This is a genomic window from Pseudomonas sp. MB-090624, assembly GCF_003205245.1.
In the GTDB taxonomy this organism is placed as follows: Bacteria; Pseudomonadota; Gammaproteobacteria; order Pseudomonadales; family Pseudomonadaceae; genus Aquipseudomonas; species Aquipseudomonas juntendi.
On record NZ_QJRK01000080.1, the window covers coordinates 1 to 15,931 of the forward strand.

11 protein-coding genes are annotated in these 15,931 nt (G+C 53.0%); 7 read left to right on the forward strand and 4 right to left on the reverse strand.

Going from position 1 to position 15,931, the window contains the following annotated elements; all coding sequences use genetic code 11:
• Positions 1 to 197: 197 nt before the first annotated feature.
• On the forward strand, positions 198 to 3,527 hold the full coding sequence (locus tag DMX12_RS27955; protein ID WP_232108517.1) for a P-loop NTPase fold protein: 3,330 nt from the start codon (positions 198 to 200) through the stop codon (positions 3,525 to 3,527).
• A gap of 292 nt (positions 3,528 to 3,819) precedes the next feature.
• On the opposite strand, the gene DMX12_RS29350 is transcribed toward DMX12_RS27955, so the two are convergent.
• Positions 3,820 to 3,993, reverse strand: coding sequence for a hypothetical protein (locus DMX12_RS29350; RefSeq protein ID WP_156089077.1), 174 nt, complete (start codon positions 3,991 to 3,993; stop codon positions 3,820 to 3,822).
• A gap of 215 nt (positions 3,994 to 4,208) precedes the next feature.
• Between DMX12_RS29350 and DMX12_RS27960 the strand changes: the two genes are divergently transcribed.
• A complete protein-coding gene (locus DMX12_RS27960; protein WP_110679999.1) occupies positions 4,209 to 4,577 on the forward strand; it encodes a histone-like nucleoid-structuring protein, MvaT/MvaU family in 369 nt (122 codons plus the stop codon).
• A gap of 253 nt (positions 4,578 to 4,830) precedes the next feature.
• Here the strand turns inward: DMX12_RS27960 and DMX12_RS27965 are convergent, their stop codons facing one another.
• Positions 4,831 to 5,907 (reverse strand): YafY family protein, encoded by a 1,077-nt coding sequence (locus tag DMX12_RS27965; protein WP_110680000.1) that lies wholly within the window; start codon positions 5,905 to 5,907, stop codon positions 4,831 to 4,833.
• Between the two features lie 87 nt (positions 5,908 to 5,994).
• Between DMX12_RS27965 and DMX12_RS27970 the strand changes: the two genes are divergently transcribed.
• Together DMX12_RS27970 and DMX12_RS27975 are read left to right on the forward strand one after the other, a co-directional pair.
• Entirely contained in the window at positions 5,995 to 6,876 is an 882-nt protein-coding gene (locus DMX12_RS27970; protein ID WP_110680001.1) for a hypothetical protein, read from the forward strand.
• Between the two features lie 15 nt (positions 6,877 to 6,891).
• Positions 6,892 to 7,206: a hypothetical protein gene (locus DMX12_RS27975; RefSeq protein ID WP_146226876.1), complete on the forward strand. Its 315-nt coding sequence runs from the start codon at positions 6,892 to 6,894 to the stop codon at positions 7,204 to 7,206.
• Between the two features lie 1,233 nt (positions 7,207 to 8,439).
• Here DMX12_RS27975 and mauJ read toward each other — a convergent pair.
• Positions 8,440 to 9,780 (reverse strand): methylamine utilization protein MauJ, encoded by a 1,341-nt coding sequence (gene mauJ / locus DMX12_RS27985; protein WP_177411290.1) that lies wholly within the window; start codon positions 9,778 to 9,780, stop codon positions 8,440 to 8,442.
• A gap of 125 nt (positions 9,781 to 9,905) precedes the next feature.
• Here mauJ and DMX12_RS27990 point away from each other — a divergent pair, with 125 nt between their 5' ends.
• A complete protein-coding gene (locus DMX12_RS27990; protein ID WP_110680004.1) occupies positions 9,906 to 10,157 on the forward strand; it encodes a hypothetical protein in 252 nt (83 codons plus the stop codon).
• 13 nt (positions 10,158 to 10,170) lie between these two features.
• Positions 10,171 to 11,115 (forward strand): hypothetical protein, encoded by a 945-nt coding sequence (locus DMX12_RS27995; protein WP_146226877.1) that lies wholly within the window; start codon positions 10,171 to 10,173, stop codon positions 11,113 to 11,115.
• A gap of 211 nt (positions 11,116 to 11,326) precedes the next feature.
• On the opposite strand, the gene DMX12_RS28000 is transcribed toward DMX12_RS27995, so the two are convergent.
• A complete protein-coding gene (locus DMX12_RS28000; protein WP_110680006.1) occupies positions 11,327 to 12,328 on the reverse strand; it encodes a metallophosphoesterase in 1,002 nt (333 codons plus the stop codon).
• Positions 12,329 to 12,855: 527 nt separating this feature from the next.
• Between DMX12_RS28000 and DMX12_RS28010 the strand changes: the two genes are divergently transcribed.
• Positions 12,856 to 15,657: an NACHT domain-containing NTPase gene (locus DMX12_RS28010; RefSeq protein ID WP_232108518.1), complete on the forward strand. Its 2,802-nt coding sequence runs from the start codon at positions 12,856 to 12,858 to the stop codon at positions 15,655 to 15,657.
• Positions 15,658 to 15,931 lie beyond the last annotated feature (274 nt).

Genomic DNA, 15,931 nt, shown 5'->3' on the forward strand with positions numbered 1-15,931 from the left:
CTTTCTCGGTCACTTGCTTGACCGCTTCGATCTTGAATTCTTCGGGGTAACGCTGACGACTCATGGCACCTCCTATTTGGGCCTCATTATGAGGCTTGGAGGTGTCTACGAAACCAGGGGCGATTCATTATCCTTTGGATGGCTCACCCGTCGTAACCACTCCATGTCCTCTACCTCAACGAAACGGACTTCATCTCTTGATAAACTTTCATACAGAGCAGCCTGCCAGCGAAGACGTGTTTCCAGGGGGGAGTCATGAAAAGGTGGCGGATGCGATGCATCGCTATATACCAAGCCCCGGCGCATCCAAGGTGATTGGCCTTGATGGAGAATTTGGCTCCGGGAAGAGCACCATTCTCAACATGCTTGGCCAGAAATTGAAGGTGTCTGAGCCGTCGAGCCGCGTCTGGTTTTTCGACTGTGAGCAGAATTATCAAGGATCGATAAAGAGCAACTTTATCGAGCTTTTCACGGACGTTTTGCTCAAGGATGCTCCAAACAAAGCAAATTCTGAGGCGCTGCGTTCTGCCCGAGACAAGGCCTTGGGCAGGCTGTTCACCTATCGGAAAAAGACAACCAGTAGAGTCAGCGCTTGGGCCATGGCGCTTCTAACGAGTCTGTTCTTCTCAGCAACCTCATTTCGCGAGCTTTCCGTCTTATTTCGAGGAAAGGAAACGGCCGAGTTTTGGCTCTACGCCGTACACACCTTTGCCTTCATCAGTCCCATGCTGGTGCTGCTGGGCGCAAAGATGGCTCACCGGAAGGTGAATGAGGGGGGGCAGAAATGGAGCCTGCTTAGCTTGTTCAAAGGATCTAGCGATGACTACATCAATGAAAAAATTGAGGTGGCGAAAGAGGTCACGCCGCTGGATCTAAAGCGCACGCTGAGCGAACAGTTATCGGTGGTTTCTGGTTATCAGTATGTTGTCATCCTGGATAACCTAGATCGGTTGCCCAAAGACAGCTTGCGGGCTGTGTGGAGTGATCTTGAGATCTTTACCTCGGTCGCCGCAGCAGCGAACCTCACGGTCGTCGTACCCTTTTGCTCTACCAAGGTGGCGACCTATTTGAAAGCTGATGGCGATCGTCAATATGACGCGAAAGACTTCATTGCGAAGAAATTTCCAGTTATTTTTCGCGCCCCTCCAGTGATTGCCTCTGGATGGAAGGGCGGCTTTCGCCAGCTGTGGACGCATAGCTTCCAAGGTGCTTACGCCGATGTTGTTGAACACTGCGCGCTCCTTCTACAGCGCCATACTCCGATGTTGAACGGCCTAGTCACGCCTCGCCTGCAGAAAAAATTCATCAACGACATCGCGACAACATCATTGGTGGTCGGTGATGGGCCGAGTTTGCTTAGTATCGCTGCTCACCTGCTTCTCTGTAAGTACAACGACTACCCGCTGGATGAAATCCTTCGGATTAATGGCTTCAGTCCGGAGTACGAAAAGGAAGTTGGGAAACCGGCTGCAGCAAGTGTTGCTGAAACGAAAGTGCTGTTGAGCTCGGTTTTGGGAGAGAACATGGAAAAAGGATGGGAGATTCAGCTTCTCCAAATCCATTTTCTCACCTCCAGCGAGATCGCCATCGCGGAATTGTTAGACGATCCGCTCGCCAAGGCTATTGAAGAGGGAGACAGCGAGCGACTGTTTGAGCTCGCATCGCTATTCGGTTTCAGCGATGCGTTCAAGCGCCAATTGGCCAAGCTCCATCCTTTGGCCGCGTTCCTGCCAACTATCCATACCGCACACGAAAAACATGGTGGCGATTGGGTTCAGGACATGATCAACGCGTTGAATGTGGCCAGGCTACCGATCTCAAATGCCAAGCACGGTACTGATCAGAAATTCTACGATGCTCTTAAGTATTGCTCGGATCTTGGATTCAACACGTCACTAATAAAGCCGCATGGGGCCTCACTGCATGAAGTGATCTCCCAAGCGGTTTCAGCGCCATACGATGCTGACACTATCGATGAGGTTGGTGATTCGCTAAGAGAATATGACCAATATCTCAATGCCATGGGGTTAAAATCCGAGGAGTACGAAGCCGCGAGTGCTCCGGTGGTAATGCACTTGCTACCCGTTATGAAAGATCTCAAGGTCATTCGACCGGATGATTTTTTGCTAACAGAAGCCGGTCTGGAGGGTGCCAATCGTCAGTTAGCATCCTGTGACGCGCACACCCTAGACCTAACGCCGTTGCCGGACTCTGCGCTCAAGTCGGCTCTGAATTGGGTATACGGTCGCAAAAAACTTCGCACCGGGATCGCGAAGGGAATTGGAGCTACTGATGTTGCTTCCCTTCTTAAAATTTGTTCGAACGATAGTAACCAGGAGAATGCACTTCTCGGATTGGCCTTGGCCGAGAAAGTTGATCCTTCAAGCATAGCGGCACTCCAATCCCTAATGGCCGCAGACGATACTATGCTGGTCAGCGCAGTTGCTGCGATCCTCTGCATTCGTCTGGGAGACGCCGCTGCTTTCGCCAAAATCACAGACTTGGAAGACGTGCTGAGTGATGAGGCCTTTAAAGCCCTTGGACGTGCTACGCTGACTTCTAAGATGATCATTGCCATCTTTGATACAGAAGAGGGCGGCGCACAAATCGTTCCATACTTAAAAGATCTTATCCAGCACGATCAGATTTTCTCCCTCGAACATGGATGGGTTGTCCAGAATTTCGGCGCTCTGGTAGACAGTGTAACTGATGGGGGGTTTGGGCCTGCGGACGTTCTCAAGTGGTTAAATGGGTGGGACATCAGGCTTGAACCAGCCGGTAAAAAGATTACAGAAGCCGATCAGGCCCTGGTAGATATGGTCTTCGACCCGAAAGCGACTCTACTAGCTACATTCAGGAAGTCAGCTATTGACCACTTGATTTCCGGTGAACGTACAGAGGGCGATTGGCATGCGCTCATCCAGTCAGCACCTCTACAACAGATCAGGGTACTTGAGTACATCAACGCTAGTGAAATTGCGATCGCTAACGAGGCCTGCGTGACCTCCGCGATCGTTCAGCTTTTCACTGAAGTCGCCGCTGGGGAAACAAATCTTCTGCTCAAAGCCCCTCAACTCACAATAATTGATCTATTGATGCAGACGTTGAGCACACAGCAAAAAACCACCATCGGTATTAGCCTACGGCCAATGGTGTTCGATGAAGCCCTAAAACCTCGCAACCTTGCGGTCATTCTTGGACGATACGGAAGTTTGATCCCTGATCTTCAGCCTTCTAGCCCTGGGGATATCGGTCGCATCGTTTTGTTCCTGCATCACGTTCACGATAATCCAGGCGAGGCCGACGGGTTGCTCAGCTTTTTGGACAGCAGGGCGGATCAGATTGCCGGCTTCAAATACCCTAAGGCGCTCAAGGCTGCAATGGTCGGTGCTGTCAAGCAACTGTCCGACAAGGCGCCTAACCTCAATAAGCGATTTGCAGAGACCAGAGGATTCATCGGGCTGTTCAGGAAAAAAGGGGAGAAGTCGCCAATGACAGCTCTTGAGTCCAGTAGCGAGTCTGATTAGGCTCAAGAGCGAACAAAAGTCCGGCCATCTACGGATGACCGGACTGAAGATTAAGCTCGTACTGGTTGGAATTCTTTGCGAGACAGGCGGGCATCGAGGCTCCGCTGCTGCATTAACCTGGGTGGAGAGCGCGCAGACCATTGCCAGGCTCAGGACTGAAATTTTCATCAAGCGCCAAACGGTGCTCCTATTCAAACCTGTAAAGTTGCGAACCTGGATTACCTGGGGATTAAGGAGCGAGGGATGGGGGGAGTGCGAAGGCCATCTGCCAAGTCATTGCTTTACGCCAGGCTCAGAGCGGAGTGATCTTCAAATTTCGGAAATAGGCGATTGTGCCGGACTCAAGCCACACTCCTACGCCGCCTGCATGATCCCGACCAAGCTTCAAGTCGTTCACGATCAGGGCTGCCGTGTCTTTTCTGTCCAGGTACAAGGTAGCGTGATCACTGATGACGACGATTTTCATGCTGAGGCAAGCATTTATGCTCCCGGAAGGTAAGCAGTTATTTCATGGCACCGGCAGGCTCTACTATTCGCATCGCTGATTCAGGCGCGTGTACTTGAACGTCACTGCAAAGAAATTGAACAAGGATGTTAATGCCTACTCAAAATTTAAGTAGGGCGAGCTGAAAATGGTTTACAGTAACCGACTAATTTCATCCGGTAATTGAGGAAGCATCTATGTCCCGTCTTGCAGAATTCCGTAAGCTCGAACAAACATTGGCCGCACAGCTGGCCGAACTGGAAGCGATGAAAGGCTCCGCCGAGCTGCAAGCGGAGATTGAATTTGAGACCAAACTGCGCGATCTTTTGAGCAAATACGGGTACAGCCTGCGTGACATCATCAACATCCTGGATCCCCAGGCTAGCCGTCGCGCCGCCGCTCCTGCTGTTGCAGAGAAAGCCCCACGTCGTGCCCGCCAGGTAAAGCAGTACAAGAATCCGCACAACGGCGAAATCATCGAGACCAAGGGCGGCAATCACAAGCTGCTCAAGGAATGGAAAGCCGAGTACGGCTCTGATGTGGTGGAAGGCTGGCTCGCCCAGTAACACGCTTCACCGATGGTTTGCTAAAGCCCCCATGGGGGCTTTTTCTTATATGCTAGAGCTCGCCGACGAAGAATTGGTGTACGCCCACTCCGACTCAGGTGATCCTCTATTCGCTCCACTTTTAGCACCTTATTCAGGGGCTAATGCACCGCCTGCCGAGCAAGGGGCTCCCTCGCCCCTCCAGGTGCTGGTGCTGGAAAACGATATGGGTGTTTAGGTTGCTTCTGTGCATGTTTCCGTATCGAGGGTAAGCCTATGCTAGGTCACCGTACATGCTCAGGGCCTTCCGCAGCGTGTTGCGGATGTGTTCACGCAGATAGCCAGGCTCCAGAACTTCGATCTCGTCAGCGTTACTCAACAAGAAGAGGCGCAGCCCTTGTGTGTCTTGGATGGAGCACTTCAGGATTGCCCCCGATTCTGTGCGTTCAATTTCCTGAGTTTCGCTGATGCGATTTTCAGTGAGTCGGTTCAAAAGGTTGGGCTCCAAGCGCAGCCTCAAATTGATCGCTTCCTCGCTGTGCACGGTCATGAGGTCTTTCTGCACCTTGAACGACTTGAAGTCGTAGTGCTCCGGCCCAGGGATCTCGAGGAAGTCCGTGCGAACGCTAACCACGCGGTGGAGCATCAGAACACAGGCCTTCCCTGGGCCATTACTGCTGTACTTACCGCGCGGCTTATCAGGCGCTGGTTCCTTCCCTTCGGGCCACTCCTCTGTAAAAACATGGGCTGAAAGATAGATGTTTGAGTCCTGAAACGACAGTGCGAGTGGCTTCAGCACATACGTGCATTTCCCTCCTGCAGCGTCGCGAGGCAGGTAAACCACTTTCAGATTCCTGCCTTTGAGCATCTCCGTTTGAATGATTTCTAAGTGAGCCGGACTGTAGGCGCCTGGGAGGAGAGTCATGAAGCGCGTGCCAGATGTGATCCTGCCCTGGGCGACTAGGTCTTGGGTCGCGTTACGGTTAATCACGCCTTGCGCATAGTTACGAAGCCGTACCATCTGCTCTGTCACCAGCTTGAATCCGAACCGTTCGGCATGTTGCAGAATCGCGATCAGCGTCACCGACTCAGCCGGCTTCAGCACCAAGTCCAGGCCCACATTGTGCAGGCTCCAGTAATAGGATTTCTGGCCTTTGGGTTTTGTGCCAATGACCTGATCGTCATCCTCCAGAGATCTGAGGTCGCGCAATGTAGTTTTTATGCTGGGGACTCGATCGCGCCACTCTCGCTGCTCAGCATGAATCTCTTCTGTGGATAGCGATCTGCCTGCAAGGTGCAAAGCCCTCATCAGAGCGGTGCGTCTCAGCTCTCTGGAAGTTTTTTTAGGCATGGTGGTACTCAGGGACAAAAAGTGTCCCTATTGTCCTGCAGCATAGCTTTGCCAGCAACGAACCCCGGACATTTCCCTGGAGCGTCTATGAAAGCCAAAGTGACCCGTCGCACCTATCCCCCATACAAGCAACGTGCGGAAGTAAAAGCCTTCATTGAGTGGCTTGCTCAGCGCCTCGGATCGAATCAACCGTTGAGGCACGAGTACGTCAACCGCAAGACGGGTAAGCGCTGGCAGTTCGCTGACCTCTACGACGCCTTCAAGCAATATGAGTGGCATCACTCCGGTGTACCGCACCTAAAGGTCAGCGCTGGCAGCTGCGCTGCTAGTAATAACCAAGCACTGGATGCTATGAGCACCGATCTCCTCGCTGCGACCTGCGACAACATGATGCTCCGAGGGACGAAAGCTATGATGTCCTGGGGTGGTGTGTCTGCTCACAACAATCAGTGGCTCGAGGACAATCAGGACGGCTTGGCCAAGACGATTGAGCAGGTCGCTGAAGTGCTGCGCGTAGGTGATCTCGACAGCCCTCAATTCCGGGCCGACATTCGATTCAATGCAGGCATGACCAAGGTGTATTCGGTGATCTGTAAGGGCTTCATCATTTACGACAGCCGTGTAGCTGCAGCCCTCGGCATGCTTGTGATCATCTTTTGCGAGGAAAAAGGTCTCCATGCTGTTCCTGATGGTCTGCGTTTCCCCTGGGCTCCTGCAAAGGAGGGTGAGAGCGCCTCTGACCCTAAGCGTCGCAATCCAAGCAAAAACAAAGCATTCAAATTTCCTGGCTTGCGACGGGGGAGCCATCATGCCCTTTGGAACATGCGTGCGAGCTGGATCTTGAGCCAGGCGTTGGCTCACCCCCTCGCTAAGAACAGCCAGTTCCACGTGGGAGGTGGCAGCGCGCTTCGTAAGCTCGAAATGGCACTGTTCATGATCGGATACGATCTCGGCAGTTCGGCCGCTTGAAAGGCGATGAGAACCTTGTCTGATATCGAAGCGCTCATCGTCGATCTCATCGGAAACGGAGTGGTGGACGCAAGGTTGAGGGCACTGCTTAACGAACGATTGCCGTGCCTGACCGAAGACCAGGTCGATGCGGCCCTCCTGGATTTGCAGCGTACTGGTGTGATCACTCGAGCTGGCGGAATGTGGCTTCCAGGAGATGCCGAACTTGTGGAGTGCTACAACCCGGAGATCGTGGAGCAGTTGCTCAACCCGGGTGAATTCGTAGAGGTCGATGTCGACCAACTGATCGCCGAGCTCGAGGCCATGCTCATTAAAGCTCGGTCGAGGTAGAGCTAGCGTCGTGCCGAGAAACCGAGAACGTCTTCAATTTCGGATTTGGCGAACCTCTGCACCCAGCGCATTACATGGCCCACAGCGGAAAAGGGGCCTTTTTTCTGCGGATATTTTTGCGGATGTGGGCTCGGTCAGGTCAGCATCGACGATAGGCTCCGAAAAGGCCATTTAGTCTAGCGGGCTGGAGCGGCCCTGATGTTGACACCAATACTGGCGTTCAATAGTCTGGATGGGTAAGTGTCTGGCACCAAAGCCTCATCGAGGAAAAGAACTCTTGATCGGCAACTCAAACCCCACCGAGAAGAGCCAGAGACCCCGAGCAAGACCTCTAAAAACCGCCTAAATGGCGGTTTTTTTCTGCCTACTCATAGGCCACGTGTTCCGTGAAAATCGATGAGCAGCATCTGGCGCGCTCATGCTCATGCAAAGCCGCGTGCATGGCCTCGTGGCTTGGCCTCACGGCTTCCCCTCGACGTGGGTGCATCAGCATAGACAGGTTGATCCATTCGGCAGGTAAACCACCCCATGGGCTTCACAAGCCTATGCTTAAAGGGTTGGACTGCCCCAGTGGAGGTACCGCCGCTATGTCCGATCCATTCACCAAACCGTATCTGAACCCTCGTACTGGCAAGACAAGCTCGGGAGGGGCCGCAAGAGAAGGGCGCATCAAGACGCTGGGAGGTGCTGACGAGATCATCAGCCAAGCCGTTACAAAGGCGCTAATAGCGAACGCTGATCAGATTCCAACCACCAGGAAGCCTGGAAGGTGAGAATAGCCAGCCATGATGGGTAAAGTGATAGAACTCAAGCCGGCTGCTAGGCGGAAGGAGTCAACTGCTCCTGCCAGAAGTAGCTTGGCAGATGCAATCCTCCAGCAGTTTCTGGCGGAGGCTGATGGCCCCACTAGGTACACCCATGTGCCGGCGCAAATCCTGGAGTTCAGCGAGGAGGGAAAAGGTAGGGCTCTGAGAATTATCTCCCAGGTTCAAATGCGCCTTGCGCTGCCTTTCACCTTGGCTTTCTGGCTGAAAGAACTGATCGGGCCCGTCAATCCCACGTCTTAAGGGAAAAATAGCACGGGGAGTACAGATGTACTCCTCGCGTCTTTTGGGGGTGTCGATCATCTCTGAGGTAGATATCAGACTGCGCCAAGCCTTCAGCCGAGTGGTTGGCAATGATACTAGGTCTTACTAAGTAGCTAGGCAGAAGGCCAGGCCTCACCTTACCTGTTCAACCTGTGGTCTCGTTTTCAGGCTCGGGCATGCCCATCAATAGTTCGTTGAGTACAGTGAGGCTTCGCTGGTGGCCAGCGAAATCCGCGCTCCAATTTGCTGGCAGCATGTAGGCTTCTGATTTGCCCATTCGGCGTTCTCGGTCGGAAGTCCAAATCTCCACCGAACCGTTGCAGTACATGAAGAATTTGAACTGCTCGAGGGAGATCTCGGACTCAATATCGCTTCGGCTCTCGCGCCTTGTATTCAGCAGTACACATCCATGGAGAGGGTCGAAGATGAGACGCTCATTTCTGAAGTCCATCCAAAACTCAATCGCCACTTTTCCATCAGGCGATTCGAGCCTGACGCCGAGCTTCCCCTCATTCATCCCGCCCTCTGTCATGCGCATCCCACCCAGGTGAATGCACGACTGACCTTTGCGAGCCATCACGTAGAAATCATCTGGAAGCATGTACTCGCGGCCCTGAGCAAGCTCACCTCTCCTAAGCGCCTCTAGTTGCTCGTTGTCGAACAGGGCGCGAAAACCTTCTAGCTCGTAGAGGTGATCTCGCTCATAAGACGATGGAGGCGGGATCCCGAGCCGTTCATACATTGCCAGTTCCGCGAGATGGCGCATCAACGGCTTGTCGAGATGGATTCGCTGGTGGTCATCTGGATCGTCTGGATCGACAATATCTTCGCGCTCAGCGTGGGCGATTGCGTGACGCCCTTGGGTGGCCAGGTATTCAGAGATGTTGTCACCTTGCGCCTGAAGCTCCTCACGCCGGGAGATTGCCTCTCTGTCCGTCATGCGGAGCAGGGCATGCTCAATCCATGGCCCTCGTTCACGGCCATTGGGAAGAGAGCGGGCGAAGGCCTTGTAGAAACCAAGGAAGGAGTAAAATGGATTTCCGAGTGATAACCCTTCACGGTAGTAGGCGAGCGCCTTTCGAGCTTCTTCGCTTTGTGGGACATGAAGGTTCTCGTCTGAGAAAAACTCGGTGATAGCGTTGTTCAGCATCCTGCCTACGCGGAATGGACTGCTGCCACCTCCCCACATGACGATGTCGACCTTTTGGCCTTCACGCCATGCGATAGCTGTGGCCAGACGCATTACAGCTGCACGACCCTCCTTAACACTCATTCCATAGCCATTTGCTCGAAGCGCGATCGCAGGAAGGCTGCGGTGCTCCCCTTCAATCACAGCCGGCTGTAGAAGGAAATCAAGACCCTCGAACCTGACGATTTGAGGACGGTTTGGCCAGAAGACTTGGGTCTCTAGCCCACCTGCCACCCATTGACCTCGCTGGTTTTGGTAACGCTCGGCTAGTTCGAACGGATCGTCCGTTGCCAACATAGAAGATCTCCTAAGCAATCGATGGCGGCAGTGTGCCACTTGAGATTATATTCAACCTCTTGGGAATGGGACGACAGCTCACATCGAGTGAGAGGCGGTTATCCAATGACCAATGGAGCTTGGTTATGCTGAGTCAAACAACGATTGAAACTGCATTTGAAGCTGTAAGCGATGCCGTCAACAGGGAAGCAGCCCGAAGCAAGATCTTGAAATTTGAGATGAGCATCTCCCGAGGGGACGACACGCAGGCTGATTTTTATAATTTGATGACGGGTTTAGAGCAGCGACTTCTGGGGCGATTCAAAGGTTACTATGTGCGCGTTGAAATGAATCAGTGTGTCAGTGCAATTCAGATTTACGTCGCCAGCTTGGATTGATGGGGGAGGAAATGTGGAAATTACCTTGCAGGGGCTTGAGCGGATGATTGATGGAGCTATTGAGGGGAATATAATTCAGGCATCAAGACGGATAATTTTTACCTACTGCAATGAGGAAGCCAAGACGCGTGGTTTTTTCTTTGCTGATATTCTATATAATTTAGGTGGTACAGGGCTTTTGGTAAAGTACGAGGAGAAATTTTTCCTTCTCACGGCCCAGCATGTGATAGATGTTCACTACACCGAACCTCAAAATGAGTCACCATTTTTTACTAATGCTCTGGCTAGAAGTCAATGGGATGACTTGAATAAGCTGTTGTATCCGATACGCGGTTGGAAGATCGGATCCTTAATCGAAAGCGACATTTCATGGATTGATGATGAGGATATCGTGCTCATTGAAATGGGGCACCCAATGCCAGGTGGGTATCCTGAGCATTTCTTGGACTTTGATAATATAGAAAGTGTCAGCCATGTCAGGAAGGAAGATTTCCGAAATGGACTCATATTGCTGGCTGCAGGTTATCCCATTGATGAGAACCATGTGATGCCTGCTGTTGGTGGTGAGCATGACTTTGTGACCAATCTCAGTCGGCGAACCTATCCCGGTTTTTGTGTGGTAGAAGAGGGGAATCCATACATTAGATTCGAACGCCAATATACCCATGAAGAGATGAATGGGATGAGCGGTGGCGTCGTTACGAACGTCGAGCCTGTCGCTAAGGACACTCGTTGGGTTGGGATGATTCAAAAAGCTGGAAATGGAACTCTCCGCTTTTATCCGGCGTATTTGATTTTGCCAGCTCTATTAAGATACAGGGAAGCTCCGAATTATATTATTGATCCTGCTGCCAATCTAGTGAAATTGGAGTGCCAGTCCAGTCCTGAGGCTATTCAAGGTCGAAAAAAATACAACGAGATTCTCAAGAAAATGGGAAACCACCAGCGACTTAAATAAAGCAAGGTACTGTGCTGGGTTGTTCACTCAAACTAGAAGGACTCGTGCTCGGGTGGATCTGGGGACGCTGGGCCATCAATGCTTTCCAGGATGCAGATCGGTCTACCACACCTGGTGAGCAAAAATGACTGGCCTTGCTCGACTAGCCGCAGGAGTCTACGCCACCGCCGATGTGCCTGGCTCAAACTCATGCGCCGCTGCATGGAGTCATTCAACCGAACAGTCGGCGAATCAAGGCATCCATTTGGCTGCCTGCGTGCTTGGAGCACAGCTCCTCTACCTTAGCCTGACGTCGCTCCCCACTGGCCAGGCTCAGCCCATGGAGAGCATCAAGCAGCTCCTGCTGCTCAATGACTCCGGCCTGCAGCTCAAGCCATGTTGAGGTGACTTGTTTAACGATGACGTCAACCGCGATGGCGTGAATCTGTGACTCAATCAGCTTGTTAGAGTTGAGGCTTGTCTTTAGGTGGTGCGACTTCTCCTCAAGCATCTGAAGCTTTTCTGTGAGGTGCTCTGCCTGATCAAGGGATGACTGCACCCCGTCAATGTAGATCGTGTCGTCCTGAGGGCAGTAAATCGCCAGAGAGCCGTCGCCCCCGCCAGTAATGTCAAGGCCAAGCACGTTGCCAAGCCGGACAGGCCGGGGAATCCAGGTATGGCCTGTGCAAACTCTCCACACATCTTTTACGCCATCACGGTGGTGCTTTTTGAGGCGGTCTCGCCCCCATAAAGCCATGTCTTCGATAGCAGGGTTGTCGAGCTCAGCGACGAAGGTCGGCCAGGGAACCCCTGAAGGCACATCCGCATGGACAACCCCTACGATCCCGTTCTCTGTTTCAATTTCGATCGCGATTGGAAGGCTGCTCAGCTTATCGATGATCATGCCTTTTGATTCGTCAGCGATTGTTGGCCACCAGCCGGCACCATGAGCTGCATAGCGGGCCGTGGGGTTTTCACGGTAAGCGTCGATCAGCATCCGTTCGTGATTGCCCTGGACGCTGTAGAACCAGGGCTCACCTAAGAGCTTCAGGCCGTCCAGCACGCCCGGCCCGCGATCAATCACATCCCCTACTGCGATCACCCGATCCTTTGTTTTGTCGAACTCCAAAGCATGCAAGCCACGGTGAAGATCCATCGTCTTGAAATGGATGTCGCCGACCACAAAATCCCGGCCAGAGGGGTTGAGTGGAAGGCGAAGGATCTTCGAGTTCATAGGGGAGGGCTGGCTCCAGATTGGGTGAGCGGTAAATCCTTGGATTGCCTATTTTCCGCTTGATTGGGGCATAGGTCTAGCGAAAAAGTCCCATGGTTAGCGCTTGCCATAATGTTCCCCAAAAGGATCATTAACCCCCTTTTAGTGGCTTAATGTTCCCAAACGGGATCACTATGGAGAGTGCTGATCTTCCATGAAGGAGTGGGCAATGGATCGCAACCGAAGGACACCTCTACTTCCGGACGACCCGCTGTATCAGGAAGCGGTTGAGGCACTGAAGAGGTATCACCGAGCCCAAATGGACGAGAGACCGGCTGACGAGGTCGAGCTGCTACGCATGGAGGCGGAACAAGCATTTCAGCAGGTTGCGGATTACCAGCTTGAGGCGCTGGGTGGCCCTTCACCAACACGACATTAGAGCCGGGCCTCTGAGGCCTCGCGTGACTCGATTCAGGCCGCTATGCGGTAGGATGCCGTAATCGCTGCAGACCACGTCGGGACTGCACTAGACTTGTTTGAGACTCGCTATGGCCAGGCAATCGGACGCCTTCATTGATCTTGATCGAACATTCACCAAAATCCTTTTGGATGGCGATGTTTCCGACGATACCGATTTGAGCAATCAGCTTGGCAGAAGCGGTGATCTACGTTGGCCTGATTTGCTCAACCACCACCGAGTAGTGCTGCTCTCGGAAGCTGGGTCTGGCAAGACAGCTGAAATTCGGAATGCGACCCGCCGGCTGCGGGCAGAAGGAAAAACCGCGTTCTTCCTCCGGATTGAAAACGTTATGGCTCAATTGGAGGATGCGTTTGAGGAGGGCGGCACACACGACGAGTTCGAGCGCTGGCTCAGTTCGGATACTGAAGGCTGGCTGCTTTTGGACTCAGTGGATGAGGCCAGACTCAGTGATCCCAGGGAATTCGCAAGCGCAATCCGAAAGCTCGGCAGATTGACCAAATCCATTCGCGCCAAGGCACACATCATCATCACAGGACGTAGCACTGCTTGGCGTGCTGTCACAGATCTACAGACTTGCGAACAGGCCTTTGAATTCGACTCTAACCTTCGTCAGGCGCTACCCGCAGATGACGGCGGAATCGAAAGCGTTGTGCGAACGACCTCAAATGAAACAGGGCCAGGTGCATCGTTCCTTGTTGTGACCTTGGACGATATCCATGGGGAGCAGATTGACCGGTTCCTCGAGGCTACTGGCGTCAAAGACACCAAGGCGTTTCGCACTGCAGTAGAACGCAAGGAAGCGGAATCGCTGACCACCCGACCGTTAGATTTCTTAGAGCTTGTCGACTTCTGGCATGAGCACCATCGCATCGGTACACGGTTAGAGTTGATGAAGAGCAGCATCGATCGCCGGCTTGTAGAACGCGATCAGAACCGAGCCGAGTTCAGGCCAATTGCACCAGGGCGGCTCCGTGAGGGGGTACGCCTACTTGCGGCAGCAACGACGCTTGGTCAGACCGCCGCAATCAGTGTCCCCGATGGAGATGCAAACAAAAAAGGAATTCCCGTTCGTTCCGTGCTGATAGGTTGGGATGATGCAGACGTGGGAGCTCTGCTGAGCCGACCCATTTTCGAGCCTGGGATTTATGGAACAGTTCGATTCCACCATCGAACTGTCCGAGAATACCTGGCCGCAGAATGGCTCAACGGGCTGATCCGGAACTTCGCTTCGCGGGTCAAAATCGAGAACCTTTTTTTCCTTATTCAATACGGTGTACAGGTCATCAATCCCTCTCTGCGCCCGGTGTTGCCGTGGTTGGCGATCATGGATGAGCGTATCCGCACTCGGCTCGAACAAGTCGCCCCGGAAGTCTTTTTTGAAGGAGGCGATCCTAGTGAGCTCCCGCTCGGTACCCGTCAAAGCATTCTGCGCAAGGCCTGCGAACAGCTAGCTCAACCTGCTCACAGCTGGGCGATGACAGACTATTCGGCTGTGCAGCGCTTTGCTCACAGTGACCTAACAGCTGACATCAATCAGCTGTTGGTGCTTTATCGCTCAAACGACGACATCGTCTGGTTCCTATTGAGGATGGTGTGGCACGGCGAGGTGGTGGGGGCGCTTGCAGAAGTCAAAAATTTCGCCTTGCATGCTGAGCAAAAATATACGCGCCTGGCGGCGATGCGGGCCATCATTGACCTGGGCACACCTCAAGATATCGCGGACGTCCGCCACGGCCTCTTAGCTGGTGAGGCGAAGCTCAGCCGGGAATGGTTGGCTGAAGTGATTGATGGACTACCACTCGATAGCGAGTGGCTGCCATGGCTCCTACACGCGATCGAGAGAACCACTAAAAAGGAGCGATTCAGCGGTAGGGACACCCTAGCGGTGAAGCTTTTTTCGTTGATAGCTGAGTGCGCCCTTGAAAGCCTTCCCGCCTTCATTCGAGGCCTAAGCGGTCTCTTGGACAAGCCTCCGCTCAAAGAGCAAGGCTTCAGTGCTATCTCTAAGAAACACCGGTGGCTAGCCGAGATCGCAGGAGCAGCGGTTCTCCGTCTACTGGAAGCCCGAGACCCATTTACGCAGGACGATTCTGCGCTCTCGATTCTGAGCAAGCTTGCTCATGGACATGATTATGATGATCGAGATGATCGAGGGCTTTGCGAGAAAATACGGGAAGTTGTTCCGACGTGGCCTGAGCTTGACTACAAATTGTTTTGGTATGAAGTTGCGGTTGCCCGTGCAGGACGAGTGCACCGCGACCCCGTAATTCATGTATCGCAGTTGATGGGCTTCCAACCATTTTGGTCACTGAACAAACAAAATTTCAACGTGGCCTGCGACGACATCATGAGGCTAACGTATCAGCAAGATCAGCTTATGGCGCTCAGCATGGCGTACAGAATTTTTGCAGAGAATGGCAAACCTGACCCATGGGAGATTCAGCTCAGAACTGCGACCGAACGGCAGCCAGAGCTGCGCGATAAGCTGGAGCTTTTCTTGAATCCCCCTAAACAAGAGGTTCAAGAGTGGGAGATCCAGCAGGCCGACTGGAAAGCGAAATCTGATCAGCGCAAAGCCGAAGCAGCTGAGCACCGTCGTTCTTGGCGCGAAGGGCTCGCTGCTGATGTGGATCGGATCAGAAATCCAGAGCCAGGTCTCATGACCAATAGCCACGCTTATCTGATTGAGTACATTGGTGAGCACTCCTCTTCGAATACGTGGGGTAGCAGCAATTGGTCATGTCTCATCGACGAATTCGGTCTTCCTGTTGCCAAGCGTTCCGCGACGGCGCCATGGCTTTTTGGCGTGGATATCGTCCAACGCTGCCATCAGAGGGTGCGAAACCCAACACCACCCCCTATCAAGTAATTTTCGGTCTCTCAGGCCTTGCTATTGAGGCCAAAGAACAGCCTTCTCGATTTGCCCAGATGTCCGAAGAGGATGCTCGGAATGCAGCTCGATATGGACTGCTTGAGTTGAACGGATTCCCTGAGTGGCTACCCACGCTCTTCAGAAGTAAGCGTCCGGCGAACTCACCTTCCGAACTCCAGCATTAAGGGCGATGGTGTCCGCGTATTTTTAAGCGGACGCGATCACCCTTATCGCCAGGATTTCCATGCGCCAACGAAGCTCTTATCCGAAA